Genomic DNA, 23,887 nt, shown 5'->3' with positions numbered 1-23,887 from the left:
CAATTCCTAAAAATAAATAGAGGAATAAAGAAAAATTTCTAAAATAGAATAATTTAAGAATTAGTGGGGAGTTATGGCAGGAAAAAGTAAAGCAATAGGAGAAGAATTATATAATAAGTGTAACCTGGAATTAAAGAAGCACGGCATAAGAGGAGAGATAGGAAGAAGATTACAGGCAATAATATCTGCAAAAGAATATGGAATAACAAAAGTTGCTCAAATATACCGAATTACTAGAACTACATTGATGAAGTGGATTACAAGATTTAAGGAAGGAGGAGTCAATGCGTTTAAAATACAACCAGGACGTGGAGTAAAGCCGAAGTTGAGCTACAAGCAGCAAGAAGAAATTAAAAATGTCATAGCAGAAGAAGGAGCCAACCTAACGGCTAAGAAATTAAAAATCATAATTGAGAAAATGTTTTCTATTGAGGTAAGTAAGTCTACAGCACATAGACTGATGCAAAAGTTAGGTTTTTCGTATATTACTCCAAGGCCTGTGCACAATAAACAGGATAAAAATAAACAAGAAGAGTTTAAAAAAAAATCTTAATGAAACTATTGTCACGTATCCCGAAAAAGAGCTATTTTTCTTCGATGAGTCGCGGTTTGGCACACATTCAAAGATTGGACACGGGTGGTTTAAAAAAGGCATTAGGACACAGGTTAAGGTAAAATTAGGTAGGCAAAACTTTTATCTCTATAGTGCAGTTAATCCTAGAAATCGAGAGAGTTCTAGCTTATTCGTACCAAACGTCAATACTGATTGTATGAATATATTCCTTGAGCAGATGTCACAATATTTAGGAACAAGGGAGGCATTTCTTGTTGTGGATTGTGCAGGATGGCATAGATCCAAAGGTTTAAAAATACCACAAAATATTACCTTAATCTATTTACCTCCATATTCACCAGAGTTAAATCCAGTAGAGCGTTTATGGCAATATTTGAAAGACAATCTCATTAAAAATAGAATATATGACTCTGTTAGTTTATTGGAGGATACTGTATGTGCATTCATTCGTAATATTACGGAAAGTTCGATCAAAACCATTTGTTCTGTGAGTTATTTGCCTACTTATTTATGAGATTTGGTATGACTTGTACTCATTCTTGTTTGGAAAAATAATACAATCAGCAACAGTTATAAAGATAACTTTCTTGAGTTTATGATACTCTTGATCTACTTTATCTATATCTATTTGGTTTACGTAAGTTTTAGCAGCATAATATTGGGCACATTTCTCAAAACCTTTGGTCTTAGTGAATGCCATTTTAACAATATAACTGGAACCTTGAGAGTCCTCACAAAGAACATCAAAAATGCCCTGCTCTTTAGCGGCAATCTCAAAATCCAAAATGGCAGCTAAAAATTGAACATTCTGGATAGTAGCCAAACCAGTAAAGCCTAAAATATCATTGAGAAAATGAATGAGGATGTCTTTATTCCTCTCAGTACCGAATATTCTCTTGAAAGCGCAATCGGTTCGTGCATCAAGAAATTTTAACAAAGCCATAGTAAAAATGCCCGAAAAATATTAACGGTTATACACTACTTTCTACAAATAGAAATCTTATTTTTGCTACACAGTTATATTATGTATTCCTATACAGGCATCTTTCCTAATTCATTTTCTTTATTGAAAAATTAAAAAAAATGCTGTATAATTATTAGTAGACTTTGGTAAAACTTATGGCAAACGCTAGTATAGCTCTCAGTAAAGAAACTTCACAGCATCTTGCTGATTTAGCTAAACTTTCCAACCAGTCTGCTCAAGAGCTAGCAGAAAGGCTAATCAAAGAGGCAATTGAACTTGAAGAAGAAGATATTCTGTTATCTGCAGTTGCTAATGAGTATGACGTTGACGGTGCAGAAGAAATAGAAGATAGTGAAGACGTCTGGGAATAAACCATATACCATCAAATACCTCAAGAGTGTTCGTGAGGAGGATATACCATCCTTACCAGAGAATATAAAGACAGGAATCAAAAAAGCGGTAAGAGAGCGACTTACAGTTGATCCAATAAAACTTGGTGAGCTGCTACATCATAGCTTAAAAGGACATAGAAGGCTAAGAGTTAGCAATTATCGCATTATATATCGCGTAAACACTGTAGAACACAAAGTAACCATCGTTGCAATAGGACACAGAGATACCATTTACGAGAAGGCTAGGAAGATACTTAGTAGGCATTAAATATATTTTTTACGTAATCACTTTTCCTGTGTCAATTAGAAGATATTCTATAAACATTAAATATATTTTATACACCACTCCTTCCTGATCCATTCTCCACCTTAGGTGGCTTCGCTCAGCTCAAAAAAAACTCATTTTTTTGGTACACCCCCCTATAAATTATATACTATTTTCTTTATTGAAAAGTTTAGAAAGATGTTGTAAAATTGCTATAGTAGTAGACTTTGGTAAAACATATGGCAGATCCAGGCGTTAATATTAGTGAAAAAGTTTTAAAAGACCTTGCTCGTCTAGCTAAAGTAAAAAACCAATCAGTTCAAGAGCTAGCAGAGCAGTTTATACAAGAAGCAATTGAAAATGAAGAAGATATGGCGATAGCCAAACTCGCTGTTCAACGCGACACTCGAAATGCAAAATTCATTAGGCATGAAGACATCAACTGATGATAATTACTTAATCTGTTATGAGGAAAATGTAGTTCACAAAGATATTCCAAACCTTCCTAAGACAATATGGTCAAGGATAAAAGAAATTGTAAAAGAGCGCCTTACGCTTTCCCCTGAGAAGTCAGGGGATCCCTTGCTTGGTGAATTCAAAGGATACCGTAGAATACGAACAGGTGATTACCGCTTGATCTATCGAGTAATTAAATCAGAACGTATAGTAATAATTACTGCAATAGAGCATAGAGAATACATTTACGGAGATTAAAACATTCTATAAACATATATATATTTTTTACGTAACCACTTTTCCTGTTTCAATTAGAAGATATTCTATAAACATTAAATATATTTTATACACCACTCCTTCCTGATCCATTCTCTACCTTAGGTGGCTTTGCTCAGCTCAAAAATAACTCATTTTTTTGGCTACCCCCCCTATAAATTATATACTATATTATATTTTATATATAATATAGTATATAATTAGGGGAGAGGCGACGAAAACAAGATTTAGAGTTTGAGGAGCCTCCGGTTTAAGGTAGAGAATGGATCAGGAAGGAGGGCTCAGGGTCGATGGACGTTGATGAAGATATAAAATTAGTTGTTTAAGTGATAAACTACTTAATTCCAGAGAGATCAACTATGTTTTTGTAGGAAGTTCAGCAAGCCTTGTTTTTTTGTGCAAAACCCTGTTTTCAAATCATAATGTTCGTGTAAGTGTTGCCATCTTTAACCTTTTCTTGCATATTGAAACTATAAAATTCAATTTATGTACTTACGCTCTATAACCCCAGTCTTAGAAGGATTTTCTAACTGCTTTGGGCATTACAGAGTCTGGTAAAACAACTATTGCAAAAACGTGTACGTATCTTTAGAAAATCTAGTTTTCATAGGGCATTTCTAGCTAAAGGGCGCTATTTTTGATCCTGATACCAAATCTCATAAATAAGTAGGCAAATAACTCACAGAACAAATGGTTTTGATCGAACTTTCCGTAATATTACGAATGAATGCACATACAGTATCCTCCAATAAACTAATACCAATTCCTAAAAATAAATAGAGGAATAAAGAAAAATTTCTAAAATAGAATAATTTAAGAATTAGTGGGGAGTTATGGCAGGAAAAAGTAAAGCAATAGGAGAAGAATTATATAATAAGTGTAACCTGGAATTAAAGAAGCACGGCATAAGAGGAGAGATAGGAAGAAGATTACAGGCAATAATATCTGCAAAAGAATATGGAATAACAAAAGTTGCTCAAATATACCGAATTACTAGAACTACATTGATGAAGTGGATTACAAGATTTAAGGAAGGAGGAGTCAATGCGTTTAAAATACAACCAGGACGTGGAGTAAAGCCGAAGTTGAGCTACAAGCAGCAAGAAGAAATTAAAAATGTCATAGCAGAAGAAGGAGCCAACCTAACGGCTAAGAAATTAAAAATCATAATTGAGAAAATGTTTTCTATTGAGGTAAGTAAGTCTACAGCACATAGACTGATGCAAAAGTTAGGTTTTTCGTATATTACTCCAAGGCCTGTGCACAATAAACAGGATAAAAATAAACAAGAAGAGTTTAAAAAAAAATCTTAATGAAACTATTGTCACGTATCCCGAAAAAGAGCTATTTTTCTTCGATGAGTCGCGGTTTGGCACACATTCAAAGATTGGACACGGGTGGTTTAAAAAAGGCATTAGGACACAGGTTAAGGTAAAATTAGGTAGGCAAAACTTTTATCTCTATAGTGCAGTTAATCCTAGAAATCGAGAGAGTTCTAGCTTATTCGTACCAAACGTCAATACTGATTGTATGAATATATTCCTTGAGCAGATGTCACAATATTTAGGAACAAGGGAGGCATTTCTTGTTGTGGATTGTGCAGGATGGCATAGATCCAAAGGTTTAAAAATACCACAAAATATTACCTTAATCTATTTACCTCCATATTCACCAGAGTTAAATCCAGTAGAGCGTTTATGGCAATATTTGAAAGACAATCTCATTAAAAATAGAATATATGACTCTGTTAGTTTATTGGAGGATACTGTATGTGCATTCATTCGTAATATTACGGAAAGTTCGATCAAAACCATTTGTTCTGTGAGTTATTTGCCTGCTTATTTATGAGATTTGGTATTAGAAGGAAATAAAGCTGAAGAAATAGAAAGACTAAAGGCAGAATTAAAGAAAGAATCAGATGAAGCGTTACAAGAAAAGCTTGCAGAACAAGAGCTGATATTAAGAAACTACAGGGAGAAAAAGAAAACATGGAAGAACAATTAAAAATAATGCAACAACAACTGTTAAATAATCAAGAACAACAAAAGTTGGAAGAAAAGTTAAAGGATGTTGATAAAAGGTTAGAAGATATTGATGAAGAAACTCAAAAATCACAAGGACAAACAAAAACTAAAGCGTCAGATACAGTGAGTTTGGTAAGCGCAGTATCTACTGGAAAATCAACTACTAGCTCTAGTGGATCAACCCTTTCAAAATTGCGGAACTTGCCCAATAAGCTTTTTAGGGATAAGAATCTTGATGACTTTTTATCTGATAAAAATAAAGAGTTGAAAGAAAATTTTCCTGAATTTAAAGAAAAGCACTTTTGCCATAACGTGCTTGATGAAACCATAAAATCTCTATCAAATAAAAATAGTGGAAAATTTGAAAGTAAAGAATTACTTAAATTATTAGAAAGTAATTTAAAACAATCCGCAAGGGAGATCATAGAAGATAAGGTTAAAGAAGTTGTCAACAAACATTGCATTGAAAAAAATATAGGTAAAGAACTACGAGATGACACGTTAAAAGCCAAGTTGTTAACTTCTGTTAAGCAATGCATGAAAAAATTAAATTTTAACGAAAAAGATGCAGTTGCAACTAGAGATTCTATCTTGCACAGCTTTAATAGCAAAAATAATAATAATAACGACTCAGGAAAATTACTTAAAGAAATTGTTGTGAAAGAGCTAGTAGAAGCTAGAATGAGATTTTTTTCAGATAAGATTCAAGAGTTACAACTGACATCAAGCATAAGAGATAAATTTTTATCTCCAGATCAGAAAATGTGTAATCAAACTCAAGGAGGAGTAAACGAATACCAATTAACAGAAAAAGCTAAAAAAGAATACACACCTAATTCCTCGATGAGTCACACTAATATTGCAAGCATACATTCATTGAACAGTCGGAAAGCAGTTAGAGTAGGCTCTTAGCATAAAGCACCAGCTCCTCTTTTGTTAAAGTGTAGGAGCTGTCTTCCCAATGTTGTTTTAGCAATTCCAAGCTCCTACCTAAACTTTTTCCTGGCTGGTGACCTATACTTATTAAATCATCGCCAGATAAAGGAAATTTTGGAATATTGAATGTATTAGCAAACGAAATGTATTTATCAACATTTTCTCCAGACTCAACACCACAAATTTTTACTAAATCACAATATAATTCTCTACCAAATAAAGATATGTATTTTTTTTGCTCTTTTTCTGAGAGTTCTGTTTTGATATCGTTGGATAATAAAAATAACAGCTTTTTCTTTTGCTTGTTTGAAAGACGTAGAAACTTACTTACATATTCTCCAAGACTTAGCCTGTCATTTTTGGTGGTCCTAAGGAGTAACGCTAATTTTACTAGTGCATCAGTGCCGAAAAGAAGTGACGAAGACAGAATTTCGCATTTTACTTCTTTTGGGATAATCTTTTGCAAAACATCAGATTCTTGCATGCTCTTAAGTGTTGGAAAAGGATCATTGCACTCCAGCAATTTAAGTATTTCATCTCTTATTCTCTCTCCAGAGAGGTTTTGGATCATATGCGAATGCTTTTTGCATACGCTTAGTATTTCATCACTCAAATCTCCGACACATATTTTTGCATGAAAACGAAATGCTCTTAAAATACGTAGATAGTCTTCTTCAATTCTATCTTCAGCGTTGCCTATAAAGTTTAACCTTCGCGCCTTTAAGTCCTCTATACCACCAAAGTAATCATATATATGGCCATGCTTATCTGCATATAGAGCGTTAAATGTAAAGTCACGCCTTGAAGCATCAGCTTGCCAATTATTAGTAAATTCTACTTTCGCATGCCTGCCATCACATTTCACATCATGCCTTAGTGTTGTGATCTCAAAAGATCTTTGATTTAGAACCGCAGTTATAGTCCCATGTTTTAAGCCAGTTGGAATAGTTTTTATATTACGGAGTTTTAGCGCTTTCATCACCTGATCAGGAAGCAAATTGGTAGCGAGATCAATATCATGGACATCACGCTGCAAAATTGAGTCTCTCACACACCCGCCGACAAGCCTAGCCTCACCACCAAATTTCTCTATGGCATCGATGATTAAACTAGTTTCATGGTCAACTTGCATTTAGGTTAGTACGTACTGCAAGTGCATATTATATGAAATGCTTGCAAAAGCCCTATATAAAAATATACAGGGCTATGAAGATTTACTTTACAAGTATTGGTTGCTGCTGATGAAATGGTTGTTCTGCCATCGATTCCGTACCACATCTTGAACTTAGTAAACTTGAAGGGTTTTGCTCTTCAGAGCGCTCTATGCGCTGCTTTATATCACTAACGCACTGCTCTACAACATCACAAATTTTTCCATTAGCATTTTCTGCCAATAACTCATCAAATCTCTTTTCAACCTCTGCTCTCTCAGAGATATCCTTTGAAACGTTACAATATTCCAAGATCTCATCTACCTGAAGTTTTTTTGCTAATAGGAAATCTTTTTGTTCTTGCTCTTGTTTAAGTTTGGTTTCCTCTTGCAGTTGTTTTGCTAAACTTTTGTTTATATCAAGCAATGGTTCGAAATGAGCATAGCCTTTGTTTATTACATGCAAAACACTACTGTCGTCGTAATTAACTTTATTGTATTCACCTGCATTTTTTGAACCTGAATTGTCTATTAATTGATGCAAGAACGTGTCTTGTTGATTGTCAGCAACACGCAATGGGTTACTCTCTACAACATGCAATTTCACACCATACTTTCCACAAAGTATTCTACCTTCAACTTCAGGATCACCCCATCTATTGTTGTCCATGATATTTGCTGTATAATCACTTGCAGTCTCATTACGGCGCTGGCCATCATTATCGTAACTGTTAGCAGTAGAATGTACAAACCATTCTGGCGGATTGTTTTGTGCAAATTCCTTGCAGTCCACCCGTAGCTGTTCAACAGTAACCTTTATCTCTTTCTGCTGCTCTAAACTTTGTCTAAATGAATCAAAAAAGCAGCTTCCATTACCAATTGCTTGCCCTACATAAAAATTTTCAGGGTGAGGATTACTATTTAAAGAAGCTATTTCTTGCCCTGAGTTCTTGAACCTTTTCGGACTTTCAACACCGTGAAAACCACTTGATGATTTCCGTTTCCTAGATTCAGCCATAATTTTTACCTTAATTTAAGCTATATATTACTATACCAACAAAACTGTCAATAAGTAACTAATTAAGTATAGCAGAAATTCTTAAATTGTGCAATAATTATGGCTTTAAATAGCAAATATGAGCTTTAACTGTGGTATAGTTGGGTTACCAAACATAGGAAAATCAACTTTATTTAATGCACTTACAGAGTCAAGTGCAGCCGAAGCTGCAAATTATCCTTTTTGCACAATCGAGCCAAATATAGGCAAGATTTCGATAAAAGATCAGCGTTTGAAACAAATCGCAGCAATTGCCGGTTCAGAGAAGATAATTTATAATCAATTAGAAGTTGTGGATATTGCAGGTCTTGTAAAGGGCGCAAGCAAAGGTGAAGGACTCGGCAATAAATTTTTAAGCCATATCAGAGAAGTTGATGCCATCGTGCATCTGCTCAGGTGCTTTACGGATGACGATATCAGCCATGTACACAGTAAAATAGATCCAATATCAGATGCTGAAGTGGTGGAAATGGAATTAATCCTAGCTGATATTGATAGCATAGAAAAAAGGCTTCCTCAATTGGAAAAGAAAGCAAAACAAGGTGATAAAGAGCTAAAGAGACAACTTGAATTAATGCAAGAGGTATTAGCTACTTTAAAACTCGGTAAACCTGCAAGAAGTTTGGAAAACATGGACGAAGCCGAAATGAAGTCACTTCAATTGCTCACAACAAAGCCCGTTATGTACGTTTGCAATGTTGAAGATACAAATGTTATAACTGGCAATGAATTATCTAAAAAGGTAGAGAGAATGGCGGAGGAAAATAAAAGCAAATTTTATTGCATTTCAGCAAAACTTGAAGCAGATATTGCAAATCTTGATAGTGAAGAGGAAAAACAGAGTTTTTTATCAGAATTTGGCTTACAAGAATCAGGCCTTGATGGAGTAGCGCGTATTATGTATGAAGTGCTGAGTATGATAACTTTCTTTACTGTGGGCCCCAAAGAAGCACGGGCATGGCCAGTAAAAATAGGATCAACAGCTGATAAGGCAGCAGGTGTAATCCACACTGATTTTGAGAAAGGCTTCATAAAAGCAGAAACTATAAGCTTTGCAGACTACATAAAGTATGGAAGTGAATCAGCTTGCAAAGACGCAGGAAAAATTCGCTTTGAAGGCAGAGATTACATCGTGCAAGATGGTGATATAATGCACTTTAGGTTTAATGTGTAGTTTATTATGCAGCCACTTATTTAAAGTTAAGTTTTCTGGATCCCAGTGTCTGTACGACTAGTACAACATTGCATAATTCTATTATGGCTATTTTGATCAAAATTTGCAAGACTTTTTATTCGAAATACTATATACAAGTGGTTATGGTTGATTTCAATTTGATGAATTAACATTCTAATAATATTTTGTTTAGTCTGCCAATCTACTTGATCAAGCTTTGATTCAACACTTGAGGAAAAGTTTTTCAAGCTATCTGTAACAAGGCTCAATTCTTGTTGTAATTTCTCTTGATCAAGTACTTTTTCTTTTTCCTCCTCAATTTCTTTCAAATGCTGTTTCATTGTTGTAATTCTTGGCTCAAATTCTTCTTGGCTTATAAACCCTTTGGCATAGCTATCTATAAATTTTTTGATACTTAATTTTAGCTTACTTTCTTGCTTTTCACGTGTTTGATTATGTAAAGGTTTTTTGCTCTCTGACAATCTACGTTGATATTCATTTGCAATCCTATTTGGCTCTTTTAATATACTCTTAACTTCTTCCCATATAACTGTATCGAGTACATCAGTACGTATTGATTTGTTGTCACATACTCTGTTGCCATTAAACCTGGAGCCAGAACAACGGTAGTAGTAATATATTAACTTATTTCTATTGTTAGTACGCATTGCACCGTGATAGGCATATTGACAACGCTGACATACCATTAAACTCCGCAACAAAAACGTTTCTTTTCTTTTCCGTGCTCTTGCCCTTTGTCTATTTTCAACTAGTTGTGCTTGCACTGAATTAAATAAATTATCATTGATTATTTGTAGGGTCGAGAACTGGCGCGCCTACTTTAGGGTTTGGTGGCTGATCCATTGTTTTCACAATAGGCCTCAATCCAAATTCCCATGTTAACGTTTCCAGCTCCCGCCTCGTCAAACGCAGCATGCGGTTTTCCCGCACTACGCTTTCCTAGCAGATTCTTTACCAAAGTTTATCACATATTGTACTGGTGATGCTTTCGGTTTGTAATACCTTATTCTGTAGTCTGAATATAGACCCAGCGTTTTGTATATCCATTCGCTACTCCACTTCTTCCACCCAAACCCTTTCTTTGCTTTCCTGGCTCGCATTAAGTTGCGTCTTACCTTCTTTTCCACCCAATGTTTTACGTAATTGAACTTTCGACCAGAGTTCCCTATCCTAAAGTAGTTTACCCACCCTCTCAATATCGGATTGATGTCATGTATCACTCTTTTTATCGGTTGCGATTTATAGCGCCGAAATATTTCCTTCAACTTGCGTAGCAGGTTTGTTCGTGCTTTCATCTGCGGTGTTTTCCTGACATTCCATTTTCCTTGTCTTGTGATATTCTCTTGAAAATCAAACCCTAGGAAGCTAAATGTTTCTCCTTTCTTTAGGTTGATGACTTTTGTCTTTTCTTCATTTACGCTCACTTCTAGTTTTGCTAATTCTTCTTCCAACCTTCTGTATACTGCTCTTTCTAGCCATTCCCGTTTCGGGTGTTCACTAATCAGTATCACTAAATCGTCTGCCCATCTGGCATATTCCATACGTTGGTACTTTCCTTCTTTGGTCACCTCTTTTGCTTTCTCCAACATTTTATCTACCTCATTTAGGTATATATTGCTTAGTAGTGGCGAAAGTGGTGATCCTTGTGCTATTCCTCGTTTTCCTCCTGTTTTGAGGATTAGCTTAATCATGCGCATGATTTCTTTGTCATTTATTCTTTTGGCAATCTTTTCCATCAGAATATGATGTCGCACATTGTCGAAGTAGGATTTCAGATCTACGTCAATTACTTTTGTATTGCCTTTGATTGCTGCTTCCGTTACTTTTTGTACTGCTTCATGCGCATTACGCTTAGGTCTATACCCGTATGATCCTTTTTGGAAGTCTGATTCGAATATCGGTTCAAGTATTAGCTTCAGTGCTGTTTGCACTATTCTATCCCGGATGCAGGGTATGTTCAACTTTCTGAATTTTCCTCCAGATTTTGGTATTTCCTTCCTCCGGTTCCTATTTGGGCTATAGGTCTTGGTTATTAGTTCGTGTCTTATTTGTTGAAGATACTTTTCTAAGCCTTCTGCCTCTATCGATTCGAATGTCATCCCATCTATTCCTGGTGCCCCATTACTCTTCTTTGTTAGCTTATATGCTTCCTCCAGTGTCTCCATCTTACAGACGTGAACATAGATTCCCCAGAATCGCCATTCCGGTTCTGCTTTCGCTTTGATATATATCTTTCTTCTCAGGTCTTGTAATTTTATTGGCATTTTTATCATTTTTACCTTTACCTTCCTTTTGTTAAAAGATTTCTACTAGCAGGGTGCCTTTGCTCCATGAGCGTTACCTCACTTCTTCACTACTACGCACCCATCTGCCACCCTCTCATCTTCAGTTCACTTCCTGTTTTCCAGTTATAGAACCTACCTCTCCAAGGTATTTCTCCTTGGGATGAGGAGGGCTTCTCCAGTTGCTTTGTATGTCCTCATTGCCATGCCGTTACTAACACCCCGCTGAAGTAGACCTATCGTTTCATTCGTTTTTCGTCTGGTCTATTCTGTCTTCGCCAGTACCAAGATGGCTCGACCTTCAGAATATTCCTTTCGAGGCAATCTGTGTATTCGCTTTCGCTACGGCCTGGTAATTCGCCATTATCCTACGATAATGTTGTCGGTAGGCTTCAACATTTTGGTTTCCCTCCATGCTGCTACCCAAGCTACAGGATTCCGACTTTTATCCTGGTAGGTCTATCTCCTACTGAACAATACTTGCCTTCTCTGGACGCACTTGGTACTGAAAAGAATAAAGATATCCTCATTCACTTCCTCAATGATATTCTGGGTTTTGCTGGCAAAAATGCAATACAGGATATAGAGTTTTTAAGTACTATTCAAGACCCTGATATCGCCGCTAAAAAGCAAAGTATTGTTGATGTTCTCTGTAGAGATTCTACAGGTGCTCAATACATTTGCGAGATGGTGCGACCTGAAAGTCTTCGGTCATATTGTTTAAAAGGAGAGGAATTCATTCAGAAAGAAACTGAAAGGATTCTAAAACTTATTAAACCAGATGTTTTGCCGTCTGAGTCTATGCATCAGTGCGAATCGGGCAACCGGTTGGTGCCAAGCGATGCGGACAATGAACCTCCTCTTGAAAAAGAAGATGCTCAATCGTGAGAGGGGCATAAACTGCAAGCATCATGTGGTTGGAGGGCTAGGCTTAGTGGTATGGTGAACGTAAGTGAAGCTTTATAAGTACCGATACGATGAAAGAGCTAAAGATGCTGATAAGCTCTGACCAAAAGGTAATGTGGATAAGTTACATTTTTCATTTCTAGATGTACGCAAATAACAATTCCACCGGTATAGAGAAGCCACCTAACCCACTGTTGTATGACTGGAGAAACAGGGTAAGCCTGTATTTTCGCCTACATGGCAAGCAAACCGCAAGGAATGCTGATGGAAGTGCAGGTAAAGGAGAATGGAGAAAGCGAATGCCATTTTGTAACGAAATGGATAGAATTTGTAACATTAATTCGCGTGAAAACGAGCAGACTTCCATTTGGTCCCTCGTGACAAGAAACTTTGTTAACCACTTAAGGGAGGAAAGCAGATGATTACAGATAAAGCTGTAAGTGCACCTACCGACAACTCCGAAGCATGGAAGCAATTGCCATGGAAGAAGTGCCAAAAAGTTGTTATAAGGCTACAAAGACGTATTGTTAAGGCTGTCCAAGAAGGAAGATGGGGTAAGGTAAAAGCTTTACAACATCTTCTCACACGCTCTTTTAGCGGAAAAGCTTTGGCTGTTAAGAGAGTAACTGAAAACCAAGGAAAAAACACAGCGGGTGTAGATCGTCAACTATGGTCAACTTGCAATGCTAAATTTCAAGGAATAAAGCAGTTAAAGCAAAGAGGATATAAACCTTCTCCGCTAAAACGGATTTATATCAGTAAATCTAATGGCAAAAGAAGACCTCTTGGAATACCAACGATAAAAGATAGAGCCATGCAAGCATTATATCTGTTTGCCCTGGAGCCAGTATCTGAAACGATCAGCGACCGTCACTCCTATGGCTTTAGACCTAAAAGATCCTGCGCGGATGCTATTGCTGCTTGTCACTTATTACTGGCAAGACGCAATCGACCACAATGGATACTAGAAGGTGATATCAAAGGGTGCTTTGACAACATTAACCATGAATGGCTTATGAAGCATATTCCTATGGAGAAGAAAATTCTGCATAGTTGGTTAAAGGCTGGTTTCCTAGAGTCAAAAACCTTGTATCCCACAACTGCTGGCACTCCGCAAGGAGGTATAATTTCTCCAATACTAGCTAACTTTACCTTAGATGGTCTTGAACAGTTATTAGAAAGTCGCTTTGGTAAATTAGGTAGCAAAAGAAGAGGAAAAATCAGAAGTGGAGTGAATGTAATTAGGTACGCAGATGACTTTATTATTTCAGGTTTCACACATGAAGTACTGGAAAATGAAGTTAAGCCTTTAGTATCATCTTTTCTTCATGAGCGAGGTTTAATTCTGTCAGAAGAGAAGACAAAGATTACATTTATTACAACAGGGTTTGACTTTCTTGGTTGTAATGTACGTAGATATAATAAGAAGTTAATTATTAAACCTTCGAAAGAAAGTATTAAAAGACTTCTGAATAAAGCACGTACATTGATAAAAGCAAATATAGCGAACACTCAGGCTATAGTAATTAAGTCACTCAACTCTCTACTGAGAGGATGGGGAATTTACTATCACCATGTGTGTGCTAAAAAAGCGTTTAGAAAAATCGACAATGAAATTTGGCATAGTTTATGGAAATGGGCAAAGAAAAGACATCCTCGTAAAGGATTACGTTGGATAAAGAATCGTTACTTCAAAGTAATGGGTCAACGACAATGGGTTTTTGCTGCACCCATATGCAAGAACAAACCAAAAGAGATACGGTATTTAAGACTGCTAAAGCTGATTGATATACCTATCAGACGACATGTTAAAATCAGAGCGGATGCAAATCCCCTTGACTTAAAATGGAAAAAGTATTTTGATGAGAGAGTAAAACGAACAAGAATGTTAGCAAGCTCCTTTTCAAGAGAAGGTTCTCTACTGTTAGTGTCACCACTAAAGTTGATGTATTCTGAGGATTTATGAAAGACAAGCCGGTTCGAGAAAAGAAGAACTTAGATAAGGGGCTCAAGCGTAGTGTGGGGAAACCTGCATGCTGCGTTTCTAAGGGAGGGAGTAGTAGTAATACTGCTTCCTTACCTGACCAGCTCGCTCGTGATAAAGGCTTCGAAAAACGTTCTCTAATTGCACATAAGTCAACAATAATTTTTATATAAACCAAAATAACATATTTCCTACATAATCTTTAATAATTTTACATACAAGAGCAGTGTGCTTCCATGGTTCTCTCCGCGGTCTGATATGACAACAAACTTGTCAAGCCGCACTATACTTGTTAGGTGGAAGTGGACGGCAACATGTGCCCAACGAAGTCTAGGCTTCAAGGTTTTTTCTTGCTTATCCCTTCCATCGGCATTACTACCTCGAGTAAAATTATTGTTTATGCTCCTCTTAATTGTAATAACAAAATTCTGTTTTATTGACCAACATCCTGTGCATAATTACAGCCAATTTTCTTGCTACTGCTACAATTGCTTTCTTCATCCCTTTTTTCCTTGCAAGTTTTAACCCCCAGCTTTTCAACTTAAAATTTTTCTTACTAACTGTAAGTAAGACTTGTGCAGCTTCATATAACATACTTCGACATTCCATGGGCCCCATTTTTGATATACTACCATGCCGATCAATTTCTCCAGAAGCATATTGTCTTGGTGTTAACCCCATATACGCTCCAACTGTACTAGATCTTTCAAATCTATTTGGGTTATCCACTGTTGCTTTATATGTCATTGCTACTATAGTACCAACACCTGGAGCAGTAGTTAATAATTTACAATCCTCATCTTTTTTGCCTTGTTCTAAGAGCATCTTGTCAAGTTTTTCCAATGACTTCTCTATTGCCTCTAAACTACAAACTAACGCTCCAATTGAAGCCTTACTTATTTCATCCAAATCTTTAATTGCTTTTTCTATTCTTAAAGACAAGCTTTCAAATTTTGACCCTTGACCGAGCTTTATCCCGTATATTTTTAATAACCCTCTTATTGTCCCAACAATCTGCTGGTAGCTGCATGTTAACTGTCTTCTACTTCCAAGTGCTATTTTAATTTGACAAGATTCATCCGATTTTACTAGTACTTCTTTATATAGCCCAGCCCTCATCATTTGAGCTATACCTCTTGCATCATTCTTATCGTTTTTATTGATTCTTGCAGACAAAGCTGCTGCCATATGTCTTGCATCTACACAAACTACTGGCAAGCCAAAACTCCTTAATTTTTTGCACATTGATATTGAAAGTTGTCCACTTTCTACTCCTATAGTTTCGTAATTTTTGCCTTGTTCAAGCAAGTACTCTGCTATTGCCTTGCTTTCGCTTGCAACAACTCCTTCTTTAACAATCTTTCCTTTCTCATCAACGATACTAATGAAAGTTTCTTTGAGTGAGACATCTAATCCGCTATAATATTTCATGAGACTACTCCTACTGTAAAAGTTTAAATTGTTTTTGAAGAACTTATTCTACTGAATTCGTTACTTCGTGTTAAAATAATGGAGTATGTCTCTCCATCATTCAACAGCAATTACAGTATGTGCCCAACTTTATGCTGCTAAAGCCTACTCAAGACAGTCTGGCAATTACATTGATTTTAAAACTGTTTTCTTTATTGCTATTTCCAATAGTACTCTTTTTCCTTCAGATGTTTATTATATTTCCACTCATAATATACGCGATATAAAGACTAACGGACACTATTTAAAAGATTTTCAATTTGTCTTTATTGAACTACCTAAATTTACAAAAAGCAAAGTAGAGCAGTTGGAAACTACAGTTGAGAGATGGTCCTTTTTCTTTAAGTATGCAGAAGAAACAACAGATGAAGATTTAAGGAAAATAGCAGAAAAGTCACCAATAATAAAGCTAGCATATGATGAATTAGATAAGTTCCATTGGAATGAGAAGGACCTATTAGCTTATGAAGAAAGGGTAATGGATTTACAGAAAGAAGCTGCTATCTTGGAACAAAAACTCGATGATGCCACTCAAAAAGGTAGACAAGAAGGTAGACAAGAAGAAAAAATCGAAGTTGCAAAAAACCTACTTAAGGCTGGCATTTCTATTGATGTTATTTCCCAGACAACTGGCCTTCCTCAGGCTGACATTACACAACTTAAGGAAGAAACTTTTTAGTCTACTACCTTCTTCCAGCAACTAATTCTCTGGCATTGCCCACAATTAATACATCATCTAACCTAGTTCTAGGTCCAGATAAATCTAAGCTTTGCGGTTCTTTTATATTATCCATTTTTAATACGTTATTTTCATTATGTAGCATTTGGTGTATTGATTGATTTAGCGATACATCTAGTTTGTTATTAAATGTAGCCATAAACTTATCAAATTTCTTCGGACTTAACTTACCTGCTTCTATTCCAGAACATGCTTTTTCTATATATGAGTTTAAAATTCCTGAAATTTCATTAAATTTACCACCCGTGATTTTTGCAGTAACCTCTTTCTTCATTTCTACATAATCAATATTTAACCGGTGCATTGATATCTCACTTTTTAATGCAGCTTGCTCTACTATTTTCTCAAATTCCTCTATAATATTTAATGCATAACCCTGCGCTTCCAGTAATGGTAAGTTCTGATCTGCTGTAGAAATATACTTCTGACCTGTAACTTTTCTAATGAGCACATCAAGTAACATTATTGTACCATTCACATCTATTTGCACATCAACTTGTGAGATTGAATCCTTAGCTCCTCAGATTTAGGATTTACCTATTGGGCTTTTTACCCAACTAAATAAATCATTCACTAGTGAAGATACTCTTGCACCACTACAAGATCAGACATGAAAAAGATGGATGAAAGCTAAAATAGCAGTGGCTACTCAAGGCAAGCATGCCTACAGATGTTATATATCTCAAATTACTGGCCTTTCCCTTGACGAAGCTAAACAACTACATTTTATCTCAGCTCTAACTCTTTAAACCCCTTTATCTCTTTACTTAAAAGTTTAATGAATCATCCAAGATAATAATAAAAAGCACACATGATATTACACAAACTACCTCCATAACAAAAGCCTCACATTTAACCTTCAACGTCAAAGCTACATACTATAAATGCGCAAGTACATTTTTTTATCTACCTCTTTCCTATACTTCTAGAAAAAGCTGTATGCTTTTCTGTTTCTAAATTATCTAGACTACTAGAGGGACGAGAGCTAGACATACCTGTAGCGCTAAGCTTACCACTGACTGATCTACTACGCAAAAACGATTGGCTGGATTCAGATGTACTTTCATCCCAACATAATACTCCTCCAATACTACTCTTGTTCGATTTTGTCACTTCAGAAACATTTTGTTTTGAATTACCCGAGCTTTGCTCTTGTTCCGTTCTAGTGGATAAGTTACTCAATTTAGAACCTGACTTACCTCTCTTACTAATACTCTGCCTATCTAAGAAAGTAGAAAGACCACTATCGAAGCCAGATGATGAACTCAAACTTGAACCACAACTGCCCTTATCGTTATCTACTGTTGATGTGTTTTGAAAATGACTTGATGCAGACTCTGAGAAATGAGACCTTACTTGCTCTTGTTCTTCCTCAAGTTGCATGAAATATCTTTCATCCTCTTGATTTAATATCACTTTAATGTTATTCTTAATTGCTTTAGCATGATAACTATCCCTGCCTAACTTGCAAAGCATTTCACTAAAAATTTCTAAAGCCTCATCAAATCTCTTTAGTCCGTAAAGCGTCAGTGCTATATTATGATGAACCATTATAATATTGAAATTATTATACTTTAGCCATTTTTCTCTTTTCTCAAGTACTTGACGATAGAGGGGAAGAGCCTTATCGTATTCATATTTCTCGCAATGGTCTACTGCCAAATTAAATATGTCATTTAGAAACTCAGGATCGTCTAGATTATCATATATACACTTCACAATGAAAGGTAATTTGCAACCTGAGAATACATCATCATCTCCTGGTAGCGTAGTTTCAAAATCAAGCCGCGTACTCTGAGCTCGTATTACAGACGGTAGCACTGGACTACTCGTTGTTCGTGTCAAAGACAATCTCTTTACCTTTGAAGATGGAGTTGAAGGACACGTAAAAATGCTAGACACACCTTCACTCCTATTCGGTACTGTTGTAGCAGTCGAATATCGTCTAGTAATAGTAGTACTGGTAGATGAGAAACTATAAGTACGTCTTTTTTGTACATCAGCATTCACTTTGCGTTGCTCTTTCATTATTAAAAACACTCCTTCATCTAGATCTACTATTAGTGGCAACATTTTTTCTTTAAAACTACTACTTGATTGTTTTTCGACTTCTTTTCTTAAATTATAACATAGTTGCTGTATTAGAGAAAAACCCTCCTCCTTAAGAAAGGTTACGCTCTTTAGTTGTTGTAGTATAGATGATAGTCTTTCCGATTGTTGAATAGTTATTTTGCTACCTTTTAATTCCTTATATAGCTCTTTTAGCACAGGTAATAATTGTTGAATATACGACTTACTATTATCCTCTTGTTTAAACATAGAATAGACACCTTTTAATGTTTCTACTACATCAGGTAATACGTTTTTAGACAGTGCTTTGCGTTCTTGTATTATTTTTTCTAACTTGTCCAACTCCAAAGTATAACCATTCATCTTCAAAATATTTCTAGCCTCTTGTTCGTTATATGGTACATAAGGACTGTAGCGGTTAATATATTCATAAGCAACAAAAATAGATACCTTTTCTTTGAGACGGGTTTTCTTTAAATCCTTATTATCACATGTTACATTTACATACTCTCTTAAATAATCAAAATAATTACTCTTAACAGATTCATATCCCTTTCTAAAAGGCAATATCCCCAAGAGAAGCTTTGCTTCTTGATGCTCAAGACTAACAGATTCAAGAAGATCACAAACTTTTTTTTCCTTTTTGATTTCTTCAAGTTCATTGCTGAGCAATGCAACCGCATACAAAAATTTCGCATCAACAAAATCACTTAAAGATAATTCTCGAAGCAGATATTGTGCGGTATGAGAATTTTTTTCATTTGATACTATGTCTCTCGCCAACTCATATTTTACATACTGGAGCATCCATTCTAATTCTTTTATTGCTTTCTTTTCTCCCATTGTATTTAAGTACTCAGTTGGCTTAAAAAAAATCGGGTTACTTAATCCAATACAACTCAAGACCTTGGAAGCTTCAATCCCAACTCTAAAATTGGTTCCTTCAGTAGCCAGCAAGACATCAGCAAAATGCATTTTCCATGACTTTCCTGATTCACTTTGAATCAAGCTGCCATAAGTTTCTATATTGTGTAACTCCATCATTCCAAGTACAAAACTACTCAAGGGGAAAAAATACTTCCCTGAATTATTCATATATTTGACAGCTTCCCTGATCAGCTCTTGCTGATTAGTGGTACTACCTTCCATAACTTCCTTGAACTTTATTATTGAATATGCATACACTGCATGTGGGAGTTGCTGCTTCGCCGCCTCACAAATCTTATCCTTACCTACACTTTCTTGCCCTTTTTTTAACATCTCAACTCCTCTAACGTAATCTTGAATAACATCATCAAGGTCAGATTGATCCATTGAAATATTTGACTGATCCATTAAAATACTTGAAATGTCTAATGAACTATCCAATGATAAGTCACCCATTTTTTTATCTGAACCTTCCTCTGGTATTGCAAGACTATCAATCAATTGATTGTAATCAAGTATCCTACGTAGTAATTCTTTTCTATACCTTTCGTAATGAGCATCTTTGAAGTAACTAATTTTTGGTAACTTATCATCAGATGACTTCTTTATTTTCCTCTTAGAACCACCAGCTAATATAGCTTCCCATTGATTCGATCCATGCATTCTGCCTCCCATAAAATCATTTCGTATATTTGGGTAATAAGTTCCCTGACCCACATTTATACTATAACAAGGATTTCCACCTTGTCCACAATTATTTTGCATAACACCTTCATTATTTTTTTCTGCCACTCTTGAACTAGGTAGATTTGATGCAGAACAGCTCTTTTTTGATGCGGCAGAAGGTATAGATTTTCCTCCTTGACTTATAGGTACTGTACTGCTTTGTGGATCATGATCAGCAGATGATTGTCGACTTGATGAACTAATACTCTTCTCTGATCTATTGCTTAAAGTCTCTTCAACGCCTTGTGAATTTCTAACTAATGCATCATCACTATTTTCTAGTATACTTCTTTCTAGTAAAAAATCTTTTTCAACACCAAAAAACTGTAAAACATCAATTACATTTTTATGAATTTCCTCACCCTTTAGCAATTCTTCCATTGGCTCTTTACATATAGCAGCACAAACTGCCTTTAACTTATCTAAATTCTCATTCACAACTTTTGCTAATACTTCTCTAAAGAACCAGTTATTAGACAAATGAGAACTTGAGTTCAATGATTTGATTAATTCTAATACTGTGCCTTTTATAGGCTCTTCACTACTTATTTTTTGATTTAATTCATTAAGTTTCTTTTCTTTTCTACTCTTCTCCGGTAATGTAGTTTTTAGTGTAAATGACTCGCCTTTCATCACTTTATCTTGATGCTTAAAAAACAACGTCGATATTAAAGCACCTAATACGGTCGGTCTTAGTCTTACTTCTCCTTTTTCCTTTCCTAGTTTCTTTAGCTCTTTCATTAATTTTTCTTGGGTAAAGGAGTCTTTGTCGGTTGCCTTTTTTCCTAAACATTCTAGTTGATATACGAGATCTTCTTGCTTCATTCTCTTCATTTCTGTCTCTATTTCTTGGTCTAATAAATTTTGTACATAACTTTTGCAAGATTGTTTATCTTTCACCCATGAACTTATTACATCTGCTACTGTTTCTTTTATCATATTGTAGGCTTCACGAAATTCTTGATTCTCTTGAAACACCTTCCATTTCATTAAGCGAATACAATGATAAATATCACCACTTAACATTACTGATACTGCATCTTTGTAACCCAATTTAATTGTTTTCTTTAAAAACTCTTTTACAACTGAACCTGGGTAACTAAAGTTTCCTCTCATGTGTTTAGCTTGGTTGCTATCAAGGTATTGTGCTCCATTACAAAAAACATGTGCTCTTCCATACATTTTTTCTGCAATACACAGCACTATTTCAGGAGAACATCGATCGTCAATTATATATTGTAATAAGTCTATTAGTTTTGAATAACCAGTAAAAGTTCCGTTCCATCTGTATTGCCTTTCTACTTTTTTATTGTCTCCTTTTGCATCTTTCTCCTCTCGTTTACAAATCATTTCCAATAACTGCACGTTACCCTTTTGGCATATAAGTTCTACAATTTCTTTACGCTTCTCTTTTGTTATTTTGTCGTTAATAAGCTCAAAGCTTAGAAATATATCTTTTGCATCTATACTAGCCGCAGTACCATCAGCAAGAATATTGATTCCTTTTTTTATCTCACTCACTGCCTTAGATATTAAATCCTCTTTATCTGTGAGATCCTTCTTTTGCTCGAGATCACGTATAATCTTTCTCGTCAATCCACTAAAAGCTAATTCATCACTACTACAATTCCCTTTTGCTTCTTTTTCAGAATAGACATTTATATCTTTCATAAAGTGATCAGCAATACTAGCACAACTACTTGGAATTTCTGACTTTGCGATTTGAATAGGTAATACTTCAACACCAAAAAACTGTAAAACATCAATCACATTTTCATGAACTTCTTCACCCTTTAGCAATTCTTGCATTGGCTCTTTACATATAGCAGTACAAACTGCTTGTAACGTATCTAAATTCTCATTAACAACTTTTGCTAGCACTTCTCTAAAGAACCAGTTACAAAAAAAATGAGAACTTGAGTTCAATGATTTGATTAATTCTAATACTGTGTCGTTTATAGGTTCTCCACTATTTATCTTTTTATTTAATTCATTAAGTTCGTTTTCTTTTTCATTCTTCTCCCATTTTGTGATTTTTAGTGTAAATGACTCGCCTTTCATCGCTTCATCTTGATGCTTAAAAAACAATGTTGATATTAAACTACCTACTACAATTGATCTTAGTCTTACTTCTCCTTTTTCCTGTCCTAGTTTCTTTAGCTCTTCCATTAATTTTTTTTTGGTAATGTTGGTTTTGTCCATCACCTCTTTTCCTAGATATTCTATTTGATATACGAGATCTTCATTGCTCATTTTTTTTATATCTATCTCTATTCCTTGGTCTAATAAATTTTGTACATAACTTTTGCAAAATTGTTTATCTTCCACCCATGAACTTATTACATCTGCTACTGTTTCTTTTATCATATTGTAGGCTTCACAAAATTCTTGCTTCTCTTGAAACACTTTCCACTTCATTAAGCGAATACAATGATAAATATCACCACTTAACATTACTGATACTACATCTTTGTAACCTAATTTAATTACTGCCTTTAAACACTCTTGTATAACTGAACCTTGGTAATTGAAGAGTCCTTTTATGGTTTTAGCTTGGTTGCTATCAAGGTACTGTTTTCCATTATACAAAACATGTGTTCTTCCATATATCTTTTCTGCAATACACAGCACTATTTCAGGAGAACATCGATCGTCAATTACATATTGTAATAAGTCTATTAGTTTTGAATAACCAGTAAAAGTTTCGTTCCATCTGTATTGCATTTTTGCCTTACTCTTTCCTTTTACATCTTTGTCCTCTTGTTTACAAATCATTTCCAATAACTGCACGTTACCCTTTTGACATACAAATTCCACGAAATTCTTACGATCTGATTGTTCTATCAGATCATTAGCCACTTCAAATAATGCAAATATCCTTTTTGTATCAAACTTTGCGTATTTATTATTCTGTTCTTCATTTTCGTTCTCTGGATCATATTCTGTATTTTTAGCTAAACACAGTTCGTATGCTAGCCTTATTAGTAGTTCAGACTTATTTTTGTAAGCCAACTCTGGATGTTCTTTCATCCACTTTTTCGCATTAATATCCAAACCTATTTTTTTCTCTAATAACTCATACCAACGTTCTCCTTCTGCATTCACTTCATTTTTTGCAGAACTTGTAGCTAGTGGTTCACATCTACCAGTAGATTTACTTCCAGTTTCTTTAGCAGATGTTTTGGAAGATTTTTGCCTTTTTTTGACCGGCTTAGATACTTCATCTCCCTTGAAAGAAGAGGAAGGTTTTGAAGTATTTAGCATAATTACCCCTTAGTCTATGAATAAAAAAAAACACTGTATTTAGCAGCCTACCATAAAAAACTAATAATTCAATATATTTTAGGCATATCTTTAAACCCTGTCAATTAGCTTTGCAAACCCTCACTTTTTTGTGATTTTTGGAAAAAGTGAACAACGGAATCTTTTGTGAAGCTAATTAGCATAATGTTTTTGCTAAAAATATTTTTTAAAAAAGTGGTTGATTTATAGTT

At 35.2% G+C, this 23,887-nt stretch carries 17 protein-coding genes and 4 pseudogenes; 13 read left to right on the top strand and 8 right to left on the bottom strand.

What is annotated here, in order from left to right; all coding sequences use genetic code 11:
• Positions 1-73 precede the first annotated feature (73 nt).
• Positions 74-1,088, top strand: a protein-coding gene (locus WKH12_RS00360) for an IS630 family transposase (RefSeq protein ID WP_434732009.1) whose coding sequence is annotated in 2 segments (ribosomal slippage) — positions 74-538 and positions 540-1,088 — 1,014 coding nt in all. Because the reading frame shifts where the segments join, the coding sequence is not laid out codon by codon here.
• Here WKH12_RS00360 and WKH12_RS00355 read toward each other — a convergent pair.
• Positions 1,089-1,517: pseudogene (locus tag WKH12_RS00355) on the bottom strand (Rpn family recombination-promoting nuclease/putative transposase); the annotation flags it as partial. It abuts the gene before it with no gap.
• A 176-nt stretch (positions 1,518-1,693) separates the two neighbouring features.
• On the opposite strand from WKH12_RS00355, the gene WKH12_RS00350 reads away from it, so the two are divergent.
• The 7 genes from WKH12_RS00350 (at position 1,694) to WKH12_RS00320 (ending at position 5,863) form a co-directional block, all read left to right on the top strand.
• Positions 1,694-1,909 (top strand): hypothetical protein, encoded by a 216-nt coding sequence (locus tag WKH12_RS00350; protein WP_264735863.1) that lies wholly within the window; start codon positions 1,694-1,696, stop codon positions 1,907-1,909.
• Complete coding sequence (locus tag WKH12_RS00345; RefSeq protein WP_434732356.1) at positions 1,890-2,198, top strand: type II toxin-antitoxin system RelE family toxin; 309 nt, start codon at positions 1,890-1,892, stop codon at positions 2,196-2,198. The genes WKH12_RS00350 and WKH12_RS00345 overlap by 20 nt, the downstream gene beginning before the upstream one ends.
• 236 nt (positions 2,199-2,434) lie before the next feature.
• The gene (locus WKH12_RS00340) at positions 2,435-2,641 is read left to right on the top strand and encodes a DUF6290 family protein (RefSeq protein WP_434732355.1); all 207 of its coding nucleotides are present in this window, start codon (positions 2,435-2,437) and stop codon (positions 2,639-2,641) included.
• Complete coding sequence (locus tag WKH12_RS00335) at positions 2,625-2,909, top strand: type II toxin-antitoxin system RelE family toxin (protein ID WP_434732354.1); 285 nt, start codon at positions 2,625-2,627, stop codon at positions 2,907-2,909. Before WKH12_RS00340 ends, WKH12_RS00335 begins: the two co-directional genes overlap by 17 nt.
• 851 nt (positions 2,910-3,760) lie before the next feature.
• Positions 3,761-4,775, top strand: a protein-coding gene (locus WKH12_RS00330; protein WP_434732061.1) for an IS630 family transposase whose coding sequence is annotated in 2 segments (ribosomal slippage) — positions 3,761-4,225 and positions 4,227-4,775 — 1,014 coding nt in all. Because the reading frame shifts where the segments join, the coding sequence is not laid out codon by codon here.
• A 3-nt stretch (positions 4,776-4,778) separates the two neighbouring features.
• Positions 4,779-4,931: a hypothetical protein gene (locus tag WKH12_RS00325; RefSeq protein WP_434732353.1), complete on the top strand. Its 153-nt coding sequence runs from the start codon at positions 4,779-4,781 to the stop codon at positions 4,929-4,931.
• The gene (locus tag WKH12_RS00320; protein ID WP_434732352.1) at positions 4,916-5,863 is read left to right on the top strand and encodes a hypothetical protein; all 948 of its coding nucleotides are present in this window, start codon (positions 4,916-4,918) and stop codon (positions 5,861-5,863) included. Before WKH12_RS00325 ends, WKH12_RS00320 begins: the two co-directional genes overlap by 16 nt.
• On the opposite strand, the gene WKH12_RS00315 is transcribed toward WKH12_RS00320, so the two are convergent.
• A complete protein-coding gene (locus WKH12_RS00315; protein ID WP_434732351.1) occupies positions 5,847-7,019 on the bottom strand; it encodes a CCA tRNA nucleotidyltransferase in 1,173 nt (390 codons plus the stop codon). The genes WKH12_RS00320 and WKH12_RS00315 overlap by 17 nt on opposite strands.
• A gap of 82 nt (positions 7,020-7,101) precedes the next feature.
• Positions 7,102-8,055 carry an OTU domain-containing protein gene (locus WKH12_RS00310; RefSeq protein ID WP_434732350.1) on the bottom strand — a complete coding sequence of 318 codons (954 nt, stop codon included), beginning with the start codon at positions 8,053-8,055 and terminating at the stop codon, positions 7,102-7,104.
• A gap of 118 nt (positions 8,056-8,173) precedes the next feature.
• Here WKH12_RS00310 and ychF point away from each other — a divergent pair, with 118 nt between their 5' ends.
• Positions 8,174-9,268: a redox-regulated ATPase YchF gene (ychF, locus tag WKH12_RS00305; protein ID WP_434732349.1), complete on the top strand. Its 1,095-nt coding sequence runs from the start codon at positions 8,174-8,176 to the stop codon at positions 9,266-9,268.
• Between the two features lie 26 nt (positions 9,269-9,294).
• Here the strand turns inward: ychF and WKH12_RS00300 are convergent, their stop codons facing one another.
• A complete protein-coding gene (locus tag WKH12_RS00300; protein WP_434732348.1) occupies positions 9,295-10,053 on the bottom strand; it encodes a recombinase zinc ribbon domain-containing protein in 759 nt (252 codons plus the stop codon).
• A 165-nt stretch (positions 10,054-10,218) separates the two neighbouring features.
• Positions 10,219-11,562 (bottom strand): group II intron reverse transcriptase/maturase, encoded by a 1,344-nt coding sequence (ltrA, locus tag WKH12_RS00295; protein ID WP_434732173.1) that lies wholly within the window; start codon positions 11,560-11,562, stop codon positions 10,219-10,221.
• 456 nt (positions 11,563-12,018) lie between these two features.
• Here ltrA (WKH12_RS00295) and WKH12_RS00290 point away from each other — a divergent pair.
• The 3 genes and pseudogenes from WKH12_RS00290 to WKH12_RS00280 form a co-directional block, all read left to right on the top strand.
• Positions 12,019-12,261 (top strand): annotated as a pseudogene (locus tag WKH12_RS00290) (PD-(D/E)XK nuclease family transposase); the annotation flags it as partial.
• 634 nt (positions 12,262-12,895) lie between these two features.
• Positions 12,896-14,443: a group II intron reverse transcriptase/maturase gene (gene ltrA / locus WKH12_RS00285; protein WP_434732347.1), complete on the top strand. Its 1,548-nt coding sequence runs from the start codon at positions 12,896-12,898 to the stop codon at positions 14,441-14,443.
• Positions 14,440-14,598 (top strand): annotated as a pseudogene (locus tag WKH12_RS00280) (Rpn family recombination-promoting nuclease/putative transposase); the annotation flags it as partial. The gene ltrA (WKH12_RS00285) and the pseudogene WKH12_RS00280, both read left to right, overlap by 4 nt.
• A gap of 271 nt (positions 14,599-14,869) precedes the next feature.
• Here the strand turns inward: WKH12_RS00280 and WKH12_RS00275 are convergent.
• On the bottom strand, positions 14,870-15,892 hold the full coding sequence (locus WKH12_RS00275) for an IS110 family RNA-guided transposase (RefSeq protein ID WP_264735342.1): 1,023 nt from the start codon (positions 15,890-15,892) through the stop codon (positions 14,870-14,872).
• Between the two features lie 121 nt (positions 15,893-16,013).
• Between WKH12_RS00275 and WKH12_RS00270 the strand changes: the two are divergent.
• A pseudogene (locus WKH12_RS00270) lies at positions 16,014-16,610 on the top strand (Rpn family recombination-promoting nuclease/putative transposase); the annotation flags it as partial.
• Positions 16,611-16,614: 4 nt separating this feature from the next.
• Here WKH12_RS00270 and WKH12_RS00265 read toward each other — a convergent pair.
• Both WKH12_RS00265 and WKH12_RS00260 read right to left on the bottom strand, forming a co-directional pair.
• A complete protein-coding gene (locus tag WKH12_RS00265) occupies positions 16,615-17,148 on the bottom strand; it encodes a latrotoxin-related protein (protein WP_434732346.1) in 534 nt (177 codons plus the stop codon).
• A 428-nt stretch (positions 17,149-17,576) separates the two neighbouring features.
• Positions 17,577-23,657 (bottom strand): tetratricopeptide repeat protein, encoded by a 6,081-nt coding sequence (locus tag WKH12_RS00260; RefSeq protein ID WP_434732345.1) that lies wholly within the window; start codon positions 23,655-23,657, stop codon positions 17,577-17,579.
• Positions 23,658-23,887 lie beyond the last annotated feature (230 nt).

This window comes from Wolbachia endosymbiont of Zygogramma bicolorata (genome assembly GCF_051130665.1).
Taxonomy (GTDB): Bacteria; Pseudomonadota; Alphaproteobacteria; order Rickettsiales; family Anaplasmataceae; genus Wolbachia.
The sequence above is the reverse complement of the archived record's forward strand: the minus strand, read 5'-3'. Positions and strand labels throughout refer to the sequence as shown.

Excerpts from the sequence above, each read along its gene's own strand:
- WKH12_RS00350 (WP_264735863.1), top strand. The coding sequence starts at position 1,694 with ATGGCAAACGCTAGTATAGCTCTCAGTAAAGAAACTTCACAGCATCTT.
- WKH12_RS00340 (WP_434732355.1), top strand. The coding sequence starts at position 2,435 with ATGGCAGATCCAGGCGTTAATATTAGTGAAAAAGTTTTAAAAGACCTT.
- WKH12_RS00335 (WP_434732354.1), top strand. The coding sequence starts at position 2,625 with ATGAAGACATCAACTGATGATAATTACTTAATCTGTTATGAGGAAAAT.
- WKH12_RS00320 (WP_434732352.1), top strand. The coding sequence starts at position 4,916 with ATGGAAGAACAATTAAAAATAATGCAACAACAACTGTTAAATAATCAA.
- WKH12_RS00315 (WP_434732351.1), bottom strand. The coding sequence starts at position 7,019 with ATGCAAGTTGACCATGAAACTAGTTTAATCATCGATGCCATAGAGAAA.
- WKH12_RS00310 (WP_434732350.1), bottom strand. The coding sequence starts at position 8,055 with ATGGCTGAATCTAGGAAACGGAAATCATCAAGTGGTTTTCACGGTGTT.
- ychF (WP_434732349.1), top strand. The coding sequence starts at position 8,174 with ATGAGCTTTAACTGTGGTATAGTTGGGTTACCAAACATAGGAAAATCA.
- ltrA (WP_434732173.1), bottom strand. The coding sequence starts at position 11,562 with ATGATAAAAATGCCAATAAAATTACAAGACCTGAGAAGAAAGATATAT.
- ltrA (WP_434732347.1), top strand. The coding sequence starts at position 12,896 with ATGATTACAGATAAAGCTGTAAGTGCACCTACCGACAACTCCGAAGCA.
- WKH12_RS00275 (WP_264735342.1), bottom strand. The coding sequence starts at position 15,892 with ATGAAATATTATAGCGGATTAGATGTCTCACTCAAAGAAACTTTCATT.
- WKH12_RS00260 (WP_434732345.1), bottom strand. The coding sequence starts at position 23,657 with ATGCTAAATACTTCAAAACCTTCCTCTTCTTTCAAGGGAGATGAAGTA.